The organism is Paenibacillus wuxiensis (assembly GCF_040195695.1).
Lineage (GTDB): Bacteria > Bacillota > Bacilli > Paenibacillales > Paenibacillaceae > Paenibacillus_B > Paenibacillus_B suaedae.
Window position 1 is genome coordinate 46362 of record NZ_JBEFZI010000001.1, and the last position, 22106, is coordinate 68467.

A 22106-nucleotide genomic window follows, 5' to 3' on the forward strand; every position below is an offset into this window, starting at 1 on the left:
GGTGTGTTAGTTTATGTTTGAAAATGAGAATCATTATCAATATCTGTTATATTTATATTATTCATCAACTTCATCGCGACTTCAAAAGGGAGGGATATTTATGCGTGCAACGGAAACAGCGCATACAGATAACGGCTCGAACGTGATGGGCCTCATGCAGAAGACGGATTTGCAGGAGATTAAAGCGTTCATGGAGCGCCATTATAATGAGCAGCTCACGATTGGACAATTGGCGGAAATGGCGAGCATCAGCCCCAAATATTTTGTGGATTTATTTAAACGAAGGTTCGGTCAGAGCGCGATGGGATTTTTGACGGATGTGCGCATTATGCATGCGAAGCGCTTGCTGACGGAATCAGACGCCAAGTTGCGAGACATTGCGCAGAAGGTAGGCTACCGAGACGAGTTCTATTTTAGCCGCAAGTTCAAGAAGGAGGTCGGTCTGTCGCCATCCGATTTCGCCAAAGATTCCAAGAGGAGCATCGCCGTATGCTCATCTTCGACAATAGGCCACTTGCTTGCGCTCCAACTCATCCCGGAGGCAGCGCCTCTCGATCCCAAGTGGTCTCCTTATTATTACAACCTCTACAGCGACAAAATTAAAACGCATCTTCTTTTAACTGATCCATATCATAAATTCACGTTTGAAATTAATTTGGATAAGCTGTGCCGGGCACGGCCGGACGTCATCATTGCCTCAGATCAGCTCCAAATGCGCGAGAGCAGCAAACTGAATGGGATCGCTCCTGTTCACAATGTATCGAGTAAAGCGGGCTGGAGAAAGCAGCTTATGGGAATTGCCTGCTTTTTGAACAAGGAAGAGCTTGCGCAGCAATGGATCGATCATTACGAAAAAAACGCCCAAGCCGGACGCGCACAAGCGGCGCAGCAGTTGGGAGACGATCGCGTCATGGCACTGCGAATCTACCAGACTCAACTATTCGTGTACCAGAATCGAGGCTTGGAGGAAGTACTGTACGATGACTTGCATCTCAAGGCTGCTTGCGAAAGAGGGCTGCAAGGCCATTCCCCGATCTCGATGGATGAGCTTCGTGAGCTGAATCCTGAACGGATTCTACTTGCCGTGTGCCCAGAGGCTTCATCCCGCAAATATTGGCTGTCACTGCAGCATTCTCCCGAATGGAGGCAGCTTCAAGCGGTACGGAACGGGCATGTACATCCGATAACCGCAGATCCTTGGTTCGAATATTCAGCTGTTGCGATTGCTCGGATGCTGGATGAGGCTTTGCTGCTCTTTACTGGAAATTGTCCAAACACATTTCAGGATTATGGCTATGGTGAATCCTTCGCAACGTGAGTATACTCAGAGTCGATTGAGAATCGTTATCATTGGAGGAGAGGGATCGTGTTAAATCGACGGAATGCAGGGGCAAAAGGTTGGAAATTTAGACTAACAGCACTATTGTGCTGCGTACTTATCGGAAGTTTGCTCGCGGGCTGCGGGGCCAAAAAGGAGGATGGCAATGCCGCATCCGAATCTCAGAGCCCGAAAGAAGCCACGTCCAATGTGTCAGCCGCTGCCGCGGGAGCGAAGAATGTTGCGACAACCGAAGAGCGGACGGTAACGGACGAGCTTGGACATGAGATCAAGCTTCCGTCCACACCGAAGCGGGTATTCGCCCCTAACATGGAGGACTCCTTGCTGAAGCTGGGCGTGAAGCCAGTGGCGCAATGGTCTAACGGGAAGAAGGGGCATGAGTACTTGCAAGAAGAACTGAAGGATGTTCCTAAGTTGGACTTGTCGGCAGGGCTTCCTTCGCCGGAGGTGTTAATGTCCTATAACCCGGAATTAATTATCTTGCACACGGAGACATACGCCAAGGACGCAACAATATATGAGAGCTATGCGAAGATCGCGCCGACGTATGTTTTTAAAAATGCGTCCGGAAATATCGAGAAATCGCTCGTCACAATAGGAGACTTGCTAGGTAAGTCCACTGAGGCTGATGCAGCATTACAGGCATATCGGCAAAAGGTAACGGACGCCAAGGAGAAGCTGAGCAAGGCTGTTGAGAACAAGAAGGTCGCCATCATTCGGTTTGCGCCAAGAGGTATTAGTCTGATGGGAGGCAAGTATTTGTGCGGATATGTGCTCCATCAGGATTTGGGACTTGGTATTACGAAGCTGGTGGCCAATGAGAACAGCGCGAATCTTTCGCTAGAAGTCCTTCCTGAAATGGATGCGGACTATATTTTCGTCATCAACGCTTACGATCAAGGAAGCGACCGCATGAAAGAGATGATGGACAGTCCAATTTGGAAGAGCATGCCTGCGGCCAAACAGGGTCATGTCTATGAAGTGAACAACCAGTACTGGCTCGGAAGCGGCTTGATTGCATATGAAAAAATCGTTGATGATGCTGTTCGACTGTTGACGGAATAGGGGGCAAAGCGGTTGGAACAAATGAAATCAACGCCGACGCTTACCGACTTTTCACGCCGCAGGATCGAGATTCCACTTGCTGAACAGTGGGTGCTTCGTTCACGCGCAGAACGGCGATCGTATCAAATAATGGTGGCTCAGCCCCTAGGATCGCCTCCACCAAGCGGTTATCCGGTTATTTACTTGCTGGACGGCAATTCCGTATTCGGCATGATGGTGGAAGCGCTGCGGCTGCAATGCCGCAGACCGGATAAGACCGGTGTGCTGCCCGCAGTTGTGGTAGGCATTGGGTATGAGACGAACGGACCATATGCACCAGATCGCTTCTACGACTTCACACCGCTGCCAGCCTCGGACTTCAAGCAGCGCCCAGATGGCACACCACTCCCTGATCAAGGCGGAGCAGCAGCTTTCCTGCAATTCATAGAGGAGGATCTAAAGCCGCAGATCGAGAGTGAGTTCCAGATTGACCGCGATCGTCAGGCGCTGTTTGGTCATTCGTTAGGTGGTTTGTTCACGATCTATACGCTGTTCAGCAAGCCAGAGGCTTTTCGATATTACATCGCGGGCAGTCCATCGCTCCATTGGAATCCGGACTACATGCAAGAGCTGGAGCGAAACTTCATCGCGCAAGCACGAATGCAAGAACGCCCGCTGCAAGCACAATTACTCCTCGGTGTTGGTGAGCTTGAAAAAACGCATGTATGCCGTAACTGTGAGCGTGCGAACGAGCTGGCGAATCGCCTGTCAGCCATATCGGCCGCCATCGGGGTAGAGGCGGAATACAAGGAATTCGAGCAGGAAGGGCATGTTTCGGTACTTCCAATATTGGTGAGCCGGGCGCTGCGATTCGCACTACACCCGGACAAATAAAGAGAGGTTGGCAGGATGAAATATTCAGGGCTTGAAGGCAAAGTGGCCGTTGTCACAGGTGCGGCTCAGGGAATCGGAGAGGCGGTGGCGCGCGCGCTTGCCGTTCAAGGTGCAGCCGTGGCTGTCGTTGATCGGAATGAGGCTGGTTGTACCAGCCTCGCAGCCGAGCTTAATGCAGGCGGATATCATGCCGCCGCTTATCCAGTCGACGTATCCGACAGTATGGCCGTAAATCGAACGGTGGAGCGGATAGAAGAAGAGCTTGGCCCGATCGGCGTTCTTGTCAATGTGGCAGGCATACTGCGGCTGGGCCCGATTGAGACGCTGAGCGATGAAGATTGGCAGTCAACCTTCAGTGTCAATGTCAATGGCGTATTCTATATGTCGCGCGCTGTCGTAACGCGTATGGCCAAGCGCAGATCGGGAGCGATTGTGACCGTAGGCTCCAATGCCTCCGGTGTACCGCGCACGCAGATGTCCGCCTATGCGGCATCGAAAGCAGCTACAACGATGTTCACGAAGTGTTTGGGCTTGGAATACGCTCGGCATCGTATTCGCTGCAATATTGTGTCGCCAGGCTCCACGGATACGGAGATGCAGCGCTCACTGTGGAATGGACAGAACGGAGCGGAAGCAATGATTGCGGGTTCGCCTGAATCGTTCCGCCTCGGGATACCGCTGGGCAGAATCGCGCAGCCATCGGATATTGCTGATGCTGTTCTGTTTCTCGCATCCGAACAGGCAAGACACATCACGATGCACGACATGTGTATCGACGGCGGTGCGACATTGGGCTGTTGATACTGAGGTCAGGTGACTGATATATCGGAAGGAGTCGATTGACATGTTGAAATGCGATACCGTTCCCACAAGTGAGGGGATACGGCTTCTGGAACAATATCAGGCGGGATCGTCCTTTCTTTTCTCGTCGCCTCAAGGAGCTTTGCTGACGCACGGGGAATGGGCGCGGCTGGTGGATTGGCAGGCCGTGGATGAAGAGAGCTTGCCTCAGGCCGTGTCGAAGCTGCTGGATGCAGCTCGGCAGGGGGATCGTGATTGCCCGGTCGTTGTCGGTGCAATTCCGTTTCACATGGAGGAGCCTGTGTGTCTATATGTACCGAAGGAAGTGCATCGGTACAAGCCATTGCGCATGGATGCGCATGATTATTTGCAACAGGAACCGGAACAGGACAGTTATTGTGTACGAGCAATTCCGGAGCCAGAACAGTATAAACAAGGCGTTAACCAGGTTCTTGAGCGATTGCAAACGGGCGAACTCCAGAAGGTGGTGTTGTCCCGATCCTTGGAAGTGACGTTGACACATGATGTGGATGTGCAACGCTTGCTGCATCGATTACTCTGCCAAAACACTCGTGGATATACGTTTGCAGTGCCATTAACGATAGAGCACCCGCATGCAAGCAAGGACAAGGGTGTGGTTGCTGCCAACGGAACAGCCCAAACGTTAATTGGAGCAAGCCCCGAGCTGCTCGTAACAAAGCGGGGAATGCACATTAAGGTGAACCCGTTGGCTGGTTCAGCAGCACGCAGCGATGATCTGAACGAGGATGAGCGTCGTGCCGCCCAGCTTCTAAGATCGGACAAGGATCTGCATGAGCACGCGGTTGTCATTGAGGCGGTCGTATCCGCTCTCCGTCCGTATTGCAGCAAGCTTCATGTGCCGGAAGGCCCGTCCCTTGTTTCTACGAAGACGATGTGGCATCTGTCTACGGAAATAAACGGAGTGCTTGCGGATCATGACATATCCTCCTTAGAGCTTGCTCTAGCGCTGCATCCGACGCCTGCCATTTGCGGAACGCCTACGGAGGCCGCTCGGAACTTAATCCGGGAGATTGAACCGTTCGAGCGTAGGTTCTTCACGGGAGCGGTCGGCTGGTGCGATGCGAATGGAGACGGAGAATGGGCCGTTACGATTCGCTGTGCGGAAGTGGAGGGCCGCTCGCTTCGTCTCTTCGCGGGAGCGGGAATCGTAGTCGGCTCGTCCGCGGAAGCGGAGCTTGCCGAGACGTCCGCCAAGCTTCGCACGCTGCTGCAAGCGATGGGGCTGAATGAACAACAACCGATGATGATGCAGGGGGGATGAACGATGCTGGCAGGATGCCCGACATGGCCGGAAGAATTTGCTGCACGTTATAGACAGGAAGGATGCTGGCAGAGAGAGACATTCGGCACGATGCTGCGCCACCGTGCAGCCCGATATGGAGATCGCATCGCAATTGTGAGCGGCGATCGGCGAATCAGTTATGCGGAACTGGATGAGCAGGCGGATCGCCTTGCTGCTGGATTCTATCGTTTGGGGATTAGGGCGCAGGATCGAGTTATTGTCCAGCTTCCGAATATTCCGCAATTTTTTGAGGTCATATTTGCGCTGTTTCGCATCGGAGCACTGCCTGTCTTCTCCTTGCCAGTGCACCGCAGGAACGAGATCGGCTACTTATGTGAGTTCACACAGGCTGCCGCGTATGTGATCCCTGATAAGGATGCGGGGTTCGATTATCGCGAGCTCGCCGCACAGGTGAAGGACACGCTGCCAGATTCAAGCCGCGTTATTGTTGTAGGTGAGCCAGGCGAATATACAGCGCTGGATGATCTGTATGCGGAGCCTAGCATTGGCGAGATTAAGGGGCCGAGCTCCGGGGATGTCGCTTTCCTCCAATTATCTGGCGGGACAACCGGCTTACCGAAGCTCATTCCACGGACGCACGACGATTACATATATAGCCTGCGCATGAGCGCAGAAGTTTGCGCGTTGAATGAACACAGCGTATATCTGGCGGTGCTGCCGATTGCGCATAATTATCCGCTCAGCTCTCCTGGCGTGCTTGGCACGCTATATGCAGGAGGGCGGATCGTGCTTGCCCGCGGAGCAAGTCCTGATGAAGCTTTCCCGCTTATTGCCAAGGAAGGTGTCACCATCGCAGCCGTTGTGCCGCCGCTCGCCTTAATTTGGCTGGATGCCGCGGAATCGCGCCGCTACGACCTCACTCACTTGGAAGTGCTGCAGGTTGGGGGCGCCAAGTTCAGCGCAGAAGCTGCTAAGCGGGTAAGATCGACAATTGGCTGCACATTGCAGCAGGTGTATGGGATGGCAGAGGGCTTGGTGAACTATACGAGGCTCGATGACCCCGAGGAGACGATAATTACTACGCAGGGCCGCCCAATGTCTCCCTATGATGAAATCCGCATCGTTGATGATGAGGATGACGAAGTGGCTCCGGGCGAGGTGGGACATTTGCTGACGCGCGGGCCGTACACCATTCGCGGATATTACCGAGCCGAGCAGCACAACGCAAGATCCTTTACATCTGACGGCTTTTATCGCACAGGCGATATGGCCAGAATGACTCCGGCCGGATATTTGGTAATTGAGGGGCGGGCGAAGGATCAGATCAATCGCGGCGGAGATAAGGTGGCGGCTGAGGAAATCGAGAATCATTTGCTTGCCCATCCTGGTGTGCATGATGCCGCTGTTGTGTCTATGCCGGATGAATTCCTTGGCGAGCGCACATGCGCATTCGTCATTCCCTATGAAGCTGCCATAACGGGCAGCGAGTTGAAGGCTTTTCTAAGAGACAGAGGGCTTGCATTATATAAAATTCCCGACCGCGTAGAGTTCGTCGAATCCTTTCCACAGACGGGAGTCGGCAAGGTAAGCAAGAAAATCCTGCGGGAGCTGATCGCTGCGAAGCAGGAGGCATTGAGCAAGAAGTAAGTGATAAGCGGAGATGCATTTAGAAATGTTACGAAGCATTAGCAGTAACTGAAGTAGCAACAGAAGTAGTGCTTGAAGAAACGCTTGAAGAAGCGCCTAAAGAATTGTCTAAAAGTGTCTGAGAGCCGCTAGAAAAAGTATTTGTGAGTGCCTATAGGAGTATGTGAAAAGTAAGTGATAAGGTTTCGTGTTCATGAAAATGTCTCGTGTTGTTGCAGAGTTTATCCATAAAAACTAGTGAAAAGAGGAGAAACGATGGGTCTTCCTACTATCCTTCCATATCGAATGCCAAGTGAGGCAGAACTGCCAGAGAACAGGGTCGACTGGAGTCCGGATCCAAGCCGTGCCGTACTGCTCATCCATGACATGCAGCAGTATTTCGTCGATGCCTATCAGGCTGGCGAATCGCCGCTGGTCGAACTGATTGCGAATATTAAGGAGCTGCGCGAACGCTGTTCAGAGCTTGGCATACCTGTCGTGTATTCGGCGCAGCCGGGGGGACAGACCCCTGAGCAGCGCGGATTGCTGCAAGACTTCTGGGGGTCGGGAATTAATGATGGGCCATATCAGAAAAAGTTCGTAGACGAGCTGGCGCCGCGGGTGAACGATATTCTCGTGACAAAATGGCGCTACAGTGCCTTTCAGAAGACGAATTTGCTTGAAATATTACGGGAACGCGGACGGGATCAACTGCTCGTATGTGGGATCTACGCGCATATTGGCTGCCTGATGACCTCGTGCGAGGCATTTATGCAGGATGTCCAGCCCTTCCTCATTGCAGATGCGGTAGCTGATTTTTCGCTCGATAAGCATCGCATGGCGTTAACTTATGCGGCTGAGCGCTGTGCAGTAGTGGCAACGACGGAATGGGTTCTGAACGCTCTTAACCGGAATGCTGCCGAGCAGGAAGCAGAGGAAACAGCCGGAGCAGAAGCGGGATTTTCGGTAACAATGCAATCTGTGCGCGAAACGGTTGCGCAACTGCTGCAGGAGGAGGCGTCTGCGATTGGCGATCAAGATAATCTAATCACGCAATGGGGGTTGGACTCGATTCGGATTATGAGCTTAGTGGAACGCTGGAAGCGCAGCAGCATTGCGGTAAGCTTCGTGGAATTGGCGGAACGGCCGACGGTAGCAAGCTGGTGGGAGCTCTTGTCCGCCAAGCTCAACAGTAACTCGGTGCCTAATTATGATTATTACTCGATATAAAAGGAGGTCATCATCATGCACGAACAGGAGAAGGAACGATGGCCGCTATCAGGAGCGCAGGCTGGAATCTGGTTCGCGCAGCAGCTCGATCCTGACAACCCTATTTTCAATACCGCTGAATGTGTGGACATTCGCGGGCCGATAGATCCTGCTCGCTTCGAAGCGGCTCTGCGTCAGGCGGTGACAGAGGGCGAGGCGCTGCATGTCCGCTTTGGAGAGGATGCAGACGGTCCATGGCAGAAGATCGTCCCCACAGACGACTGGGTGCTGCACATGATTGATCTAAGCAGAGAGGTTGACCCTGAAGGCACAGCCCGAGCGTGGATGAACCGCGATATGGAGAAGCCCGTTGATTTGCATACGGGGCCTCTCTTCACGGAGGCACTGTTTAAGATCGAGAGCGAGCGGTACCTCTGGTATCAGCGCATTCACCATATTGTCATTGACGGATTCGGCGCAGCATTGTTGATGCAGCGTGTGGCGCAAAACTATACAGCATTAACCTATGATCTTCCGAATGGAGCCGGAATGTTCGGTTCCTTGCAATCCATTTTGGAGGAAGATGCAGCATATCGTTCATCGGAACAGATGAATCGTGACCGGGAATTCTGGCTGGAGCGCTTCTCCGACAGGCCGGAAGCAGTTAGCCTTGGAGGACATGCACAGCGAACGGCCCGTCACTTCGTACGCCGCACTGCGCATATTCCGGCTGCCACCGTGAGCGGATGGCAGTCGATTGCAGCTGAGATGGGAACAAGCTGGCCGGATGTTCTCGCAGCAGCGACCGCGATATATGTGCATCGGTTGACACAGGAAGAGGAGATCATTCTTGGTCTGCCTGTAATGTGCCGACTAGGATCAGCCGCATTGCGCGTTCCTGGTATGGTCATGAATTTGCTTCCGCTGCGTGTGGAGGTAAGTCCTGAGAGAAGCCTTGGCGACCTGCTGCGTGAGGTGACACGGGAGATCCGCATGATTCGGCGTCATCAAGGGTATCGCCATCAGGATTTGCGCAGAGACTTGAAGCTGCTTGGCGATAATCGCAGGTTAATCGGCCCGCTCATTAATGTCATGCCTTTTGTCGAGGATGTCAGTTTCGCAGGCTATCGCGGCAAAGTCAGCAACCTGTCCGCAGGGCCTGTCGATGATTTGACGATTAACGTATACAGCCATGCGGATGGCAGTGGGCTGCGTCTCGACTTCGACGCGAATCCGGAAATCTACAGCCTGGATGAGCTATATGCCCATCAAAAGCGCTTCCTGCATCTATTGGATGGAATTTCGCATGCCGAATCGAATCGGCCTATTGGACAGCTTCCGGTGATTACGCCTGAAGAACGCCAACAGGTGCTTGAGGAATGGAACGATACTGCACATGATGTGCCGAGCATAAGTGTGCCAGAGTTGTTCGAGGAACAGGTGGAGCGCGCTCCCGAAGCAGTTTCGGTCGTGTGCGAGGACGAGCGGCTTCGATATGGAGAGTTGAATGCGAAGGCAAATCAGCTTGCCCATTATCTCATCTCCTGCGGTGTCGGGCCTGATCGTATTGTGGCGCTGTCTCTCCCACGCTCGGTGGAAGCGGTCATCGCTATATTGGCTATCCATAAGACAGGAGCCGCTTATTTGCCGCTTGATCCGGACTATCCAATCGAACGGCTTGCCTATATGCTGGAGGATGCTGATCCGGTCTGTCTGATTGCGACGAAGGAGACGTCCGCGAGCTTGCCACCTTGCAGCAGGAAGACCATCGTGCTGGATGAATCGGCAACGATAGACGCACTGGAGGAATCACCTGCTCACAATCCTACGGATGAGGACAGGATCAAGGCAATTTCAGCATCGCATATTTCATATGTCATTTACACTTCTGGCTCCACTGGGAAGCCGAAGGGGGTCATGCTTACATTTGGCGGCTTGACCAATCTGCTGCATGACATGAAGGCCCGGTTGGCGTTGAGCGAACAGGATCGGATGCTGTCCGTCACAACAATATCATTTGACATATCCGTAATGGAGCTGCTGCTGCCGCTTATATCCGGATCTGTACTCGATATTGCCCGCAAAGAAACGATTCTGGATCCGTCAGCGCTAGCAAACCGTATTGCAGCGACAGGTGCGACGATCATGCAGGCGACGCCGACACTGTGGCGGGCGCTTGCCGACAGCAGGCCGGAACGATTCACCGGGCTCAAGATGATTACGGGCGGCGAGGCACTGCCGCTCGTGTTGAAGCTGGCGCTGCAGGAGTTGAACGGCGAGGTTAACAATCAATATGGCCCGACGGAAACGACAATTTATTCGACTGCGGGGCTGCTTGATCATAGTCCAACGAACAAGCCGTCTATCGGGCGGCCAATTCAGAATACAAGGCTGTATGTGCTCGACAGTTCATTGGAGCCAGTGCCTCCCGGGGTAGCGGGAGAATTGTATATTGCAGGCGCCGGACTTGCGCGCGGATACTTGGGACGTGCGGATTTGACTGCTGAGCGCTTCGTTGCCGATCCATTCGGTCCTCCTGGTACGCGAATGTATCGTACGGGAGATATGGTGCGTTGGTTGAGAGACGGCACGATCGATTATTTGGGACGTGCGGATCACCAAGTGAAGCTACGTGGATTCCGGATTGAAACGGGTGAAATCGAGGCGCTGCTGGGTGCCCATCCTGACATCTCACAAGTAACGGTTACCCTATATGAGGATCATGCGGGTGAACGGCGGTTGGCGGCTTATGTGGTTCCATCATCATCGTCTGGACTTGAACCTGCAGAACTGCGTCAATATGCAGTCCGGAAGCTTCCGGATTATATGGTGCCGTCCACTTTCGTTGTTCTTGATGCGATGCCGCTTACACCGAACCGTAAAATCGACCGCAAAGCTCTGCCTGCGCCGGATCGCGCTGCGGCAGCAATGGGACGCGAACCGCGTACACCGCAAGAGGAAATCATATGCGCCCTGTTCGCAGAGGTGCTGGGGCTTCCCCGCGTAAGCATCGATGATGATTTCTTCGCTCTCGGCGGTCATTCCTTGCTCGCGGGACGAGTTATGGTGCGTGTGCGAGAGGCATTCGGCGTTGGGTTGAATATCGGAAGCCTGTTCGAAGCGCCTACCGCTGCTTCTCTTGTGCGGCGTCTCGAACCTGCACAGGAGCAGAGACCAGCTATTCGCGCGAGCTTAGGCAAGCGGCCTGAGCGGTTGCCACTTTCTTTTGCCCAACAGCGATTATGGTTTCTGTACCGGCTGGAGGGACCAATGCCTACTTATAATATTCCGCTCGTTGCCCGAATGTCGGGCGAGCTGAATGTCGAGTCGCTGCAGGCAGCTGTTTATGATGTGGTGGATCGTCATGAGACACTGCGCACGATTTTCCCAGATGAGAATGGCACTTCAAGTCAACTGATACAACATTCCAAGGATGTACAAATACCGTTCGAGGTGCTGGACGTAAGCGAGCAGGAACTGAACGGCAAGCTAGCGGAAGCAGTACGATACAGCTTCCGTCTCTCGGAGGAGCCGTCGCTGCGAGTTCACTTGTTCCGAACGGCGGCGAACGAGCAGGTTCTCTTGCTGCTGCTGCATCATATTGCAGGCGATGGCTGGTCGCTCATGCCGTTGACTCGTGATTTGTCGATTGCGTACGAGGCTCGTTGCCGGGGCAAGGCGCCTGCGTGGACACGGCTTCCTGTCCAATATGCTGATTATGCGCTGTGGCAGGAACAACTGCTAGGAAGTGCCGATCAAGCGGACAGTCTTATTGCGCGCCAGCTCGATTACTGGACGGAAGCTCTGAAGGGATTGCCAGAGGAGATGGAGCTGCCTACTGATTATCCGAGACCTGCAGCCGCTAGCCATATGGGAGGCACCGTCCAGCTGCAAATTGATCCTGTCCTGCACGGTCGGCTGACAGAGCTTGCACGCGGCAATCGGGCCAGCTTGTTCATGGTACTGCAGGCTGCGTTGGCCGTGCTGTTCACCCGACTTGGAGCGGGCAATGATATTCCGCTTGGCAGTCCGATCTCAGGTCGTAATGATGATGCGCTTGACGGTTTGATTGGTCTGTTCATCAATACACTTGTTATTCGCACCGACACGTCGGGCAATCCAGGCTTTGAAGAGCTGCTGTCCAGAGTACGCAAGATCAGTTTGGAGGCGTATGAGCATCAGGATGTGCCTTTCGAGCGCCTTGTGGAAATACTGAATCCGGTTCGTTCGCGTGCTAGGCATCCGCTTTTCCAAATCATGCTGGTGTTGCAAAATACACCGGAAGCGTCGCTGGAATTCCCAGGCTTGTCATCGAGCCTGCAGTTGGAGAGCGTGGGTACGGCGAAGTTCGATTTGACATGGGAATTGAACGAGCGCCGCAATGCAGATGGAGCGCCAGATGGTCTGGATGGGATTGTGGAGTTCAGCGCAGACCTGTACAAGCGCGATACGGTTGAGATGCTCGCTGCGCGTTATGTGCGCATATTGGAAAGCATCGTCTCAGAACCAAGCAAACCGATTGGAGAAATTGATATATTGCTGCCAGAGGAGCGGCACGATCTAGCGAATGATTGGCTGGCATGGAGTTCATCTGTCCCAGATGCTGTTCAGGCCACAATTCCGCAATTGTTTGAAGCGCAGGCTGCACGTTCGCCGCAGGCCATTGCTGTTGTTCATGAAGGCGTGACTTTAACATATGGACAATTGAACAAACAGGCAAACCGCTTGGCGCATCTGTTGATGGAGCACAAGGTTGGGCCGGAGCATATTGTAGCGCTTGCTTTGCCAAGGTCGATGGAAATGATCGTCGGCGTATTGGCTGTATTAAAGGCAGGGGCAGCCTACTTGCCGCTTGATCCTGATTATCCAGCGGAACGGCTTGCCTATATGTTGGAGGACGCAGGACCTGTATGTATCGTGACGGATCAGCGCACGATTGACAAGCTCCCGGATGAGGGGATGGGGGCTGTGCCGCGCATCTTACTGGATAATCCAGAAGTGATGCGCCAGTTAGCAAGCTGTTCCGAATCTGATCCTGTAGAACAGATGTGCAGACGCAAGCTCTCTCCTTACAGTCCGGCTTATATCATTTATACGTCCGGCTCGACGGGCAAACCGAAGGGCGTGCTTGTTCCGCATCAGAACGTGGTGCGGCTGTTCTCCGCAACCGAGCATTGGTTCCATTTCGGCGCCGATGATGTGTGGACGTTGTTCCATTCTTATGCCTTCGACTTCTCGGTATGGGAAATATGGGGCGCGCTGCTGCACGGGGGCAGACTCGTCATCGTGCCTCACGCTGTCAGCAGATCGCCAGAGGAGTTCCTGGGTCTGCTTGTGCAAGAAGGGGTAACGGTTCTGAATCAGACGCCGTCTGCTTTCTATCAACTCATGCAGGTGGACAGGGAGCATCCGAACCTCGGGCAATCGCTGTCGCTGCGCTATATCGTCTTCGGAGGAGAGGCATTAGAGCTGGGTCGTCTGAGAGATTGGTACGAACGGCATGCGGATGATGCGCCGCGGCTTATTAATATGTACGGGATTACGGAGACGACAGTTCATGTCAGCTTCAATGAGCTGAATCGCAATAGCGACGTTCCGGGAGCATCAAGCCTTATCGGTGGATCGATTCCGGATTTGAAAGTGTATGTGCTGGATGATGCACTGCAGCCTGTACCGTATGGTGTAACAGGTGAAATGTACGTATCCGGAGCAGGCTTGGCACGCGGCTATTGGGGCCGACCGGGCTTGACGGCAGAACGGTTCGTGGCCGATCCATTCGGCCCGCCTGGAAGCAGAATGTACCGCACCGGAGATTTGGCGAAGCGCGTTATTGGTGGTGGACTGGATTATTTGGGACGTGCCGATCATCAGGTGAAGATCCGCGGCTTCCGAATTGAACTGGGCGAGATTCAAGTCGTGCTTGCCAGACATCCAAACGTAGCTCAGGCGGCGGTCATTGTGCGGGAGGACAACCCAGGTGACAAGCGGCTTGCGGCTTATGTGGTTCCTGCTGCAAATGCCCCTTGGGATGCGGCGGAGCTGCGCCGACATGCGGCTTCCATGCTTCCTGATTATATGGTGCCATCAGCCATTATTGGACTGGATGCGCTGCCGCTCACGCCGAATGGCAAGCTGGATCGCAAGGCGCTCCCGGCGCCTGATATTACCCTTGATGCAGATGGGCGCAATCCGAGAACGCCGCATGAAGAGGTGCTCTGTGATTTGTTCGCCGAAGTGCTGGGTCTTCGCCGCGTCGGAATCGATGACAGCTTTTTCGAACTGGGAGGACATTCTCTGCTTGCGGTTCGGCTCATCAGCCGCATCCGCGAAGCGCTTGGTCGAGAGCTTAGCATTGCGGTATTGTTCGAGGCGCCAACCGTGTCTGGCCTTGCGGAGCGAATGGAGCTGGATCGGGACAGCGGGAACAGTGCGCTCCAGGTGCTGCTGCCGCTGCGGACGCATGGCGAAGAGATTCCGCTGTTCTGCGTCCATCCGGCAGGGGGCTTGAGCTGGTGCTATGCCGGATTAATGAAGCATCTTGGTGTAAATTACCCGATTTACGGCTTGCAGGCACGCGGAATTGCACAGGCTGAGGAGCTTCCGCAGACACTGGAGGAGATGACGGCTGACTATATTCGCCACATCCGCATGGTTCAACCGCAGGGACCGTACCGCTTGCTGGGCTGGTCGCTGGGCGGCAATGTCGCGCATGCGATGGCTGTGCAGCTGCAAGAGGAAGGGGAAGAGGTTGCGTTTCTAGCGATGCTGGACGCCTATCCGAGCCACTACTTGCCGATTCGAGGGGAACCAGATGAAGAGGAGGCGCTGACCGCCCTGCTTGCCTTGGGAGGCTATGACCGCGACAGTATCGGCGATGAACCGCTCACGATTGCAAGCGCAATCCGCATTTTGCGCAGCGACAGCAGCGCCTTGGCTACGCTGGATGAAGCGACGATTATGAATTTGAAGGTTACGTATGAGAATTCGGTTCGCCTGTTGGGTGCTTATGTGCCGAGAAGGTACGATGGTGATCTGCTGTTCTTCCGCTCGACCATCATTCCAGACTGGTTCGATCCGATTGAGCCGGAGATGTGGATTCCTTATGTGGGTGGGCAGATCGAACGCCATGATATTGCATGCCGGCATAAAGATTTATGCCAGCCAGGGCCTTTAACTGAAATTGGGGCAAGCATCCTACAGAAGCTTCAAAATGCGAGCAGTAGGAAGGATGTTTCTGAAATGCATGTGTAGGTATCCTCTATTTTTAGGAGACCATCTTCCCTTTGAAGTGATTAATTGAGCAAGTTAGGGGGAAGGGGAACAAGGGATCAATATATTCGTGGCAAAGTGCGAACTAATTATTTTCAATGAAATTCACATGAAACCTACTTATGAAGGGGAGGGGTAGCAGAATGGCAAATCCTTTTGAGCAAGCAGACGGCTCGTTTTTGGTGCTGCGAAATGATGAGGAGCAATATTCGATCTGGCCGGCATTCGCGGCCGTACCTGAGGGCTGGTGCAAGGTTCTTGGCCCTGCTTCTCGGGAAGAGAGCATCGAATATATTAATTTACATTGGATAGATATGAGGCCCCGAAGCTTAGTGGCGTCAGTGACATCTGTGCTGGAAGAGGCTCAATGAGCAGGCGCTTGGATCCGAAAAAAGCAGTGTGCATCGTGTACGTGGCAGCCATGTTCGTGGTTGCCATGGATGCGACTATCCTCAACGTAGCGCTGAAGACGGTAAGCGACGAGTTTCACATTCCGCCAGCCGCATCCGGAGCGCTTAACGTAGGGTACTTAGTAAGTATTGCGATAGTTCTCCCGTTGGCAGGCTGGCTGGGAGACAGATGGGGCACCAAGCGCATCTTCTTGCTTGCACTTTCGATATTTACGGGTGCGTCGGTGCTGTGTGGAACAGCTGTAGATGTACACTCCCTGATCTTCTACCGCATCCTGCAGGGGATAGGGGGAGGTTTAATTACTCCACTCGGAATGGCCATGCTGTTCCGGACATTTCCTCCCCAGGAGCGGGCCAAAATTTCACGGTCGCTCGTGCTGCCAATCGCAATTGCACCTGCTGTGGGGCCAATCCTGAGCGGTGTGATGGTCGAGCATCTTTCATGGCGCTGGATTTTTTATGTGAATTTGCCGCTTGGAATTGCTGCTCTGCTGCTTGGCTTTCTGTACTTGCAGGAGCATAAAGAGCCAAAGGCAGGTCGTCTGGATATTCCGGGCGTCCTGTTGTCAGCACCAGGGCTCGGACTGGTAATGTATGCGCTTAGCCAAGGTTCGCTGCAGGGCTGGAGTTCACCTGAAATAGTCGTTGCGGGCAGTGTGGGAACGGTGCTGCTGGCAGCACTGGTCTTCGTTGAATTGCGAGTACAGCAGCCGTTACTAGAGTTGAGGCTCTTACAAGACCGTTTGTTCCGGACGGCAGGACTTGTCGCCATGTGTTCCGCTGCGGGATTGCTCGGCATGCTGTATGTATTTCCGCTCATGTATCAGCATGCACTGCAGGCTTCGGCCTTAGATGCTGGATTGACGACATTCCCCGAGGCATTGGGACTAATGGTGTCCTCGCAGCTTGTACCACGGTTCTATCCAAGGTACGGGCCCAAGCGAATTATTATGATCGGACTGCTCTGCACGTCAGCGATCTTCGTGCTGCTTAGCATGGTTGGAGCAGGAACGAGCCCATGGCTCATACGAGGCATGCTGTTCGCGGTCGGCTTGTGTTTGGGACATACCGTCGGAGCCGTTCAGATCGCAGCCTTCTCCAACGTACCTCCAGCCTCGATGGGGCGCGCAACCACTTGGTTCGCGGTTCAGAACAGACTCGGACCGGCCATAGGAATGGCCGTATTGTCCGCCATTATGGCTTCAATGGCAAGTGGCCAAATGACGAACGGAGCTGTAGAAGCTGCCGATGCTGGACAGCTTGAAATGAATCTTCTCGCTTACCGTACCGCCCTGCTTGGTGCTGCTGCATTTCTGCTTCTTGGCTTATGTGCCGCCTTCCGAATCCAGGACAGCGACGCCGCCGCGACCATGAAATCTCGGCAATCTTCTAATCCTGCGACGAAGCCCGTAAAGGCAGGGGGATAGGGGATAAAGGAAGTATCCTGAAAAGCTAGATTTGTGGTAGCATTACAGTGTATATACTATTGTACAAGTGTTGGTGTTCGTTGTGAATTATTGTCGTCGACCCCCAATAGCGCATAAAACCCGGGGGATCGACGATAAATTGAAATATGGAGATAGGAAGCGAAAATCGCAGATTAAACGTGAAAATATTCGATTTATTCTGTTTTCTAATCACCTCTCTAAAGCTTGTGTGAAGTAGAGACATTTAGTAAAATGAGCGTAACAGCAGCACTTTTTGGGCTTTTGAACGTACCTATGAGGAATTGAAACCCGTGATTGTTTCCAGTAGGTAATATGCATGAAAACTTTTGAACGTACCTATGAGGAATTGAAACGGAGTCATCAATGCTGATCCTATTCGTCCAGAAATCACTTTTGAACGTACCTATGAGGAATTGAAACAAGTTCAGACGTGGACTGATTCGGTGGATATATATCGCTTTTGAACGTACCTATGAGGAATTGAAACTCCCCCGGCTTGAATTCGCCTAGGAACTTCAACTCACTTTTGAACGTACCTATGAGGAATTGAAACGTCTAAATTTTTGGAAGACTCAGAAGCCTTAAAAATACTTTTGAACGTACCTATGAGGAATTGAAACGAGCGGGACGGCGAGACGCTGGTTGTCGGTGAAAAACCTTTTGAACGTACCTATGAGGAATTGAAACGCTGGCAGCGTCAAAATTCTTGATGCGATGGAAGATCTTTTGAACGTACCTATGAGGAATTGAAACGCTGTTACTAACTATTTTGTTCCTGTGGCGACACTGCTTTTGAACGTACCTATGAGGAATTGAAACAAGCTTGTAAGAACGGCGCAGCGTGAAGCGTATCACTTTTGAACGTACCTATGAGGAATTGAAACAAATAACGAAAGAACCGGGGGACGATTTTGCTGTCGCTTTTGAACGTACCTATGAGGAATTGAAACCTATACCCTTGGCATTTTATATTGGAAATAGAGTTAACTTTTGAACGTACCTATGAGGAATTGAAACATGATGAAAATCAGATCGTGTACAAAGACGGAAAATTCTTTTGAACGTACCTATGAGGAATTGAAACCAGCAATCGCAATTTTTCCCGATACTCTGCACATCTCCTTTTGAACGTACCTATGAGGAATTGAAACGCAGTCCCCGCCAGCATGTCGGCAGCGTGCGACGCTTCCTTTTGAACGTACCTATGAGGAATTGAAACTTCTACATTCACAAGGTTCCCTGTGTCAAGTGACCTAACTTTTGAACGAACCTATGAGGAATTGAAACGTATATGCAACCCACGATGATGTAGATGCATCGGAAGAGTTTTGAATGTACTTATGAGGAATTGAAACGCGTAACCATTGCCCCACACTGTAACATGAACTTGGTTTTGAATGTACCTATAAGGAATTGAAATTGGTGATGTCCTAACTCATCTACAACTACACATGTCTTGTTTTGAATGTATAGTTTGTATTTTCTTCTGAATTCTCTCTGTTTGCATTTATTCAGAGACCTCTAATTTATCCCTACAAATAGGTTTATTAATTGCTTGATTGCCTAACTGGGGGGATAGATCGTGCTCGAAGCGACGGTTTAAAGATCGATGTCTGTTGAAGATCCGGCGAAGATGAATAAGACAAACAGAGCTTCAAAAGTTACGGAAAATTGAATGCAGAAAATAAAAAAAGAGCCAATTGGGCTCTTTTTTAGTGAATTTCGTTTCTCAAATATAAAGCATCTTTAAATCCTCTCAAGTAAACCGTAGGTTCAAAAATATTCTGGAGGGATAATTGAACGTCTTGAAGAAGAAACATAGTAGGTTGAAGATTTGCAGGAATTGAGTCTTGTAGTTGTTGAATATATTGGTCACGTTCAGTAGAAAGCTTTATGTAGTAGGCATTGCTTTTTAAAAGTTCACCGTACAATGCTTCCAATCGATTTCGTATCAGTGGTTCTACCAACACTTCAAGGGAATCCAACATAAAAGATTTATCCTCCTCTCTGTTAACCTTATGGAGTTATTATATGACATTATAGAGTTAATTGTAAAGTTAATTATTAACTTTACAAGGTGAATTTGTAGTTGGTTTATTGTATTTAAACGTACGGGCTAATATTATAGCTATAGGAGGGGACATACATGATAAAGTGTAATATCAGGACTTTAATGGCAGAACATCGGATCGATGATATTACCGAATTAATGAATCGATCAGGACTCAGCAGAAATTCGATTAATAAGTTGTATCGTGAAACGAATATTGAAACTACAAAGATGGAAACTTTAATAAAGCTATGCGATACATTTAACTGCAAGCTTTCTGACTTGATTGAATATGTACCGGAAAAGTGAGAATTGATCTAATAATGAAAAGTAACAGTGACTGGAATTGCGACTGTGAAATTTTGTCGTCGACCTCCAATAGCGTAAAAATTCCGGGGGATCGACGACAAATTGGAATATGGAGATAATAAGCGAGAATCGCAGATTGAATGTGAAAATCTTCGATTTACTGTGTTTGTCTAATTACCTCTTTAAACTTGTATGAAGCAGGAACATTTAGTAAGATTAGCGGAACAGCAGCACTTTTTTGGGGTTTTGAATGTACCTATGAGGAATTGAAATTCGAATCGTAACAAAGTGATTTGCCAGGATGAATAGTTTTGAATGTACCTATGAGGAATTGAAATGAGAAACGCATGGAGGAACGGCGGAAGACTGGAGCATGTTTTGAATGTACCTATGAGGAATTGAAATTACCGCGAGATTTTCAGCCATTGAGGGATGATTCTAGTTTTGAATGTACCTATGAGGAATTGAAATTTTGTAACGAGCGCAGGTATACTCTTTAGCCGGTCGTTTTGAATGTACCTATGAGGAATTGAAACGCTACTCCGTCCGTTGAAAATTTGGATTCTCGTGTTCGTTTTGAATGTACCTATGAGGAATTGAAACGGATTACGTAGCTAGTGTAATGACTGATCACATCGTTCGTTTTGAATGTACCTATGAGGAATTGAAACGACGTTATAGGAAATCGAGATGATCGATTAGCAGCAGTTTTGAATGTACCTATGAGGAATTGAAACTTGTTTCTCGTTATGCTTCTGAAGCTGTTCAATTTTAGGTTTTGAATGTACCTATGAGGAATTGAAACAAATATATCACTCGTTCACAGGAAATGATTTTCTTGTTTTGAATGTACCTAAGAGGAATATTTCAGATGATGTTTTGCTAGCATAACTCATATTTTGTCGTTATGGGTTTAATAGGTTTACAACTCTCAAATTAGTCGGTAAAATATGGTTACTGCAGATTTGGGTTGGCTTCCTATTTTTTTTGAAATCACAAAAATCATTGTAATACCTAATTCTTAGGAATTTAAATTTAATGATGTTTCTTGGCTTTATATACCTATAAGGACTTAGCTCAAGTATATATGATGTAGGCTTTTCATAGAGATCCTAGTGAGTAGAATAATTTTTTTGAGATATTAATTTTACGAGTTAATACTAGTTTTTCAAAAGAAACTTATTAATAATGTTACTTGATAAAGGGGGGGAGCTAATGAAAAAGCCTTATGAAGAGGCCTATAAGTTAGTGATTGTTCTGATGGTTGAAGAACTGAGGCTACCATTAATTCAAGTTGCTAAAAGTCAGGGAATATCTGCAAATATTCTGCATCGATGGATAACAAAATTTAGAGAAGAGGGTGTAACTGCATTCGGTGTGAATAAGCACCGATTGAATACTGTAAATGCAGATACCAGGAAATTAAAGTCTCAGATTAAAGAATTGCATAAAGAAAATAGAGTTTTAAAGCAAACATTGCATTTATTAACGAAAGAATAGAGACAGGAAACAGGCTCCCCGTATTATAAACCTATCTTCAATTTTACCTACGTATCTGAATGAATTCGTTATTATTCAACAAAATTTCGACAAAAAAGATTGTTCCTTGGAAAAATATGAAATGAAACAGTATACTAGACCTAGTAGGATAGGAGGAACTAGGCAGTGAGAATTCGAATTACATTGAGCTTTGATGAGAAGCTTACGGTTCCTATTAATCATCAAGAGTGGCTCCATGGTCTTATCTATCATAGCATCCGTGATGACGGGTACCGTGACTTTCTCCATAATACCGGTTATCAACAAGGGAAACGTCAGTTTCGCATGTTTACCTTTTCTAGATTAAATGGTTCATATAGACTAGATAAAAACTCCCACACCTTAGAATTTACACCACCGCATGTTTCTTTCATTTTTTCCGCATCTGATAAAAAATTAGTTCAAGAGTTAGTCTCTTCTTTGTTAATTCGTGAGGATCTTCGCTTAGGAGCTAACCAAGTTAAGGTTGGATCCGTCGAACAAATCCATACTAACATTAGCGAAAAAATGGTGATACGTTTCCTTACTCCGATCACGATGTATAGTACTTTTCTGCTGCATAACAAAAAGAAGACTTATTTTTACTCACCATGGGAAGAAGAATTCAATCCACTTATTCAAGCAAATGCGCTCAAAAAATATGAGGCGCTGCATGGGGACGTTCTTGAAGGCGATAGTCGTCGACTTTGCTTGACGCCCCTACATCGGGAGCGAATTATTTCCAAAACGACAAAATTCAAATCTACGCTAATTAAGGGCTGGATGGGTGATTTTGTATTAGAGGGCAATCTGGATCTTATTCAGTTGACTTATGATGTGGGCCTTGGGGCTAAAAATTCTAACGGACACGGATTATATGAAGTTGTACGCCACTTATAGGAGG

General features: G+C 50.1%; 14 protein-coding genes and 2 CRISPR repeat arrays. Of the genes, 13 read left to right on the plus strand and 1 reads right to left on the minus strand.

Going from position 1 to position 22106, the window contains the following annotated elements; all coding sequences use genetic code 11:
• Window positions 1–100: 100 nt before the first annotated feature.
• From ABN764_RS00215 to ABN764_RS00260, 10 genes are all read left to right on the plus strand, one after another.
• The gene (locus ABN764_RS00215; RefSeq protein WP_446670610.1) at window positions 101–1318 is read left to right on the plus strand and encodes a helix-turn-helix domain-containing protein; all 1218 of its coding nucleotides are present in this window, start codon (window positions 101–103) and stop codon (window positions 1316–1318) included.
• Window positions 1319–1366: 48 nt separating this feature from the next.
• Window positions 1367–2404: an ABC transporter substrate-binding protein gene (locus ABN764_RS00220; RefSeq protein ID WP_446670611.1), complete on the plus strand. Its 1038-nt coding sequence runs from the start codon at window positions 1367–1369 to the stop codon at window positions 2402–2404.
• Between the two features lie 21 nt (window positions 2405–2425).
• Window positions 2426–3277, plus strand: a complete 852-nt coding sequence (locus tag ABN764_RS00225) for an alpha/beta hydrolase (protein ID WP_446670885.1) — start codon at window positions 2426–2428, stop codon at window positions 3275–3277.
• A gap of 15 nt (window positions 3278–3292) precedes the next feature.
• Complete coding sequence (locus ABN764_RS00230; protein ID WP_446670612.1) at window positions 3293–4078, plus strand: 2,3-dihydro-2,3-dihydroxybenzoate dehydrogenase; 786 nt, start codon at window positions 3293–3295, stop codon at window positions 4076–4078.
• Between the two features lie 43 nt (window positions 4079–4121).
• Window positions 4122–5381 carry an isochorismate synthase DhbC gene (gene dhbC, locus ABN764_RS00235; protein WP_446670613.1) on the plus strand — a complete coding sequence of 420 codons (1260 nt, stop codon included), beginning with the start codon at window positions 4122–4124 and terminating at the stop codon, window positions 5379–5381.
• Window positions 5382–5384: 3 nt separating this feature from the next.
• A complete protein-coding gene (locus tag ABN764_RS00240) occupies window positions 5385–7010 on the plus strand; it encodes a (2,3-dihydroxybenzoyl)adenylate synthase (protein WP_446670614.1) in 1626 nt (541 codons plus the stop codon).
• A 255-nt stretch (window positions 7011–7265) separates the two neighbouring features.
• Entirely contained in the window at window positions 7266–8219 is a 954-nt protein-coding gene (locus ABN764_RS00245) for an isochorismatase family protein (protein ID WP_446670615.1), read from the plus strand.
• A 15-nt stretch (window positions 8220–8234) separates the two neighbouring features.
• Window positions 8235–15449 (plus strand): non-ribosomal peptide synthetase, encoded by a 7215-nt coding sequence (locus ABN764_RS00250; protein ID WP_446670616.1) that lies wholly within the window; start codon window positions 8235–8237, stop codon window positions 15447–15449.
• Window positions 15450–15610: 161 nt separating this feature from the next.
• Window positions 15611–15838 (plus strand): MbtH family protein, encoded by a 228-nt coding sequence (locus ABN764_RS00255; RefSeq protein ID WP_315743978.1) that lies wholly within the window; start codon window positions 15611–15613, stop codon window positions 15836–15838.
• A complete protein-coding gene (locus ABN764_RS00260) occupies window positions 15835–17304 on the plus strand; it encodes an MDR family MFS transporter (RefSeq protein WP_446670617.1) in 1470 nt (489 codons plus the stop codon). Before ABN764_RS00255 ends, ABN764_RS00260 begins: the two co-directional genes overlap by 4 nt.
• Window positions 17305–17583: 279 nt before the next feature.
• Window positions 17584–18746: a CRISPR direct-repeat array (repeat unit 30 nt; unit sequence CTTTTGAACGTACCTATGAGGAATTGAAAC).
• Window positions 18747–19037: 291 nt separating this feature from the next.
• Here ABN764_RS00260 and ABN764_RS00265 read toward each other — a convergent pair.
• A complete protein-coding gene (locus ABN764_RS00265) occupies window positions 19038–19313 on the minus strand; it encodes a hypothetical protein (protein ID WP_446670618.1) in 276 nt (91 codons plus the stop codon).
• 158 nt (window positions 19314–19471) lie between these two features.
• Between ABN764_RS00265 and ABN764_RS00270 the strand changes: the two genes are divergently transcribed.
• The 3 genes from ABN764_RS00270 (at window position 19472) to cas6 (ending at window position 22102) form a co-directional block, all read left to right on the plus strand.
• Entirely contained in the window at window positions 19472–19684 is a 213-nt protein-coding gene (locus tag ABN764_RS00270) for a helix-turn-helix domain-containing protein (protein ID WP_065294466.1), read from the plus strand.
• A gap of 243 nt (window positions 19685–19927) precedes the next feature.
• A CRISPR array of direct repeats spans window positions 19928–20489; the repeat unit is 30 nt; unit sequence GTTTTGAATGTACCTATGAGGAATTGAAAT.
• 410 nt (window positions 20490–20899) lie between these two features.
• Entirely contained in the window at window positions 20900–21184 is a 285-nt protein-coding gene (locus tag ABN764_RS00275) for a transposase (RefSeq protein WP_446670619.1), read from the plus strand.
• 165 nt (window positions 21185–21349) lie between these two features.
• A complete protein-coding gene (gene cas6, locus ABN764_RS00280; RefSeq protein ID WP_446670620.1) occupies window positions 21350–22102 on the plus strand; it encodes a CRISPR-associated endoribonuclease Cas6 in 753 nt (250 codons plus the stop codon).
• The last annotated feature ends 4 nt before the right edge of the window (window positions 22103–22106 follow it).

What these genes read in the sequence shown, in the direction of transcription:
- ABN764_RS00215 (WP_446670610.1), top strand. Translation starts at nt 101, where the DNA reads ATGCGTGCAACGGAAACAGCGCATACAGATAACGGCTCGAACGTGATG.
- ABN764_RS00225 (WP_446670885.1), top strand. Translation starts at nt 2,426, where the DNA reads ATGAAATCAACGCCGACGCTTACCGACTTTTCACGCCGCAGGATCGAG.
- ABN764_RS00230 (WP_446670612.1), top strand. Translation starts at nt 3,293, where the DNA reads ATGAAATATTCAGGGCTTGAAGGCAAAGTGGCCGTTGTCACAGGTGCG.
- dhbC (WP_446670613.1), top strand. Translation starts at nt 4,122, where the DNA reads ATGTTGAAATGCGATACCGTTCCCACAAGTGAGGGGATACGGCTTCTG.
- ABN764_RS00240 (WP_446670614.1), top strand. Translation starts at nt 5,385, where the DNA reads ATGCTGGCAGGATGCCCGACATGGCCGGAAGAATTTGCTGCACGTTAT.
- ABN764_RS00245 (WP_446670615.1), top strand. Translation starts at nt 7,266, where the DNA reads ATGGGTCTTCCTACTATCCTTCCATATCGAATGCCAAGTGAGGCAGAA.
- ABN764_RS00250 (WP_446670616.1), top strand. Translation starts at nt 8,235, where the DNA reads ATGCACGAACAGGAGAAGGAACGATGGCCGCTATCAGGAGCGCAGGCT.
- ABN764_RS00255 (WP_315743978.1), top strand. Translation starts at nt 15,611, where the DNA reads ATGGCAAATCCTTTTGAGCAAGCAGACGGCTCGTTTTTGGTGCTGCGA.
- ABN764_RS00260 (WP_446670617.1), top strand. Translation starts at nt 15,835, where the DNA reads ATGAGCAGGCGCTTGGATCCGAAAAAAGCAGTGTGCATCGTGTACGTG.
- ABN764_RS00265 (WP_446670618.1), bottom strand. Translation starts at nt 19,313, where the DNA reads ATGTTGGATTCCCTTGAAGTGTTGGTAGAACCACTGATACGAAATCGA.
- ABN764_RS00270 (WP_065294466.1), top strand. Translation starts at nt 19,472, where the DNA reads ATGATAAAGTGTAATATCAGGACTTTAATGGCAGAACATCGGATCGAT.
- ABN764_RS00275 (WP_446670619.1), top strand. Translation starts at nt 20,900, where the DNA reads ATGAAAAAGCCTTATGAAGAGGCCTATAAGTTAGTGATTGTTCTGATG.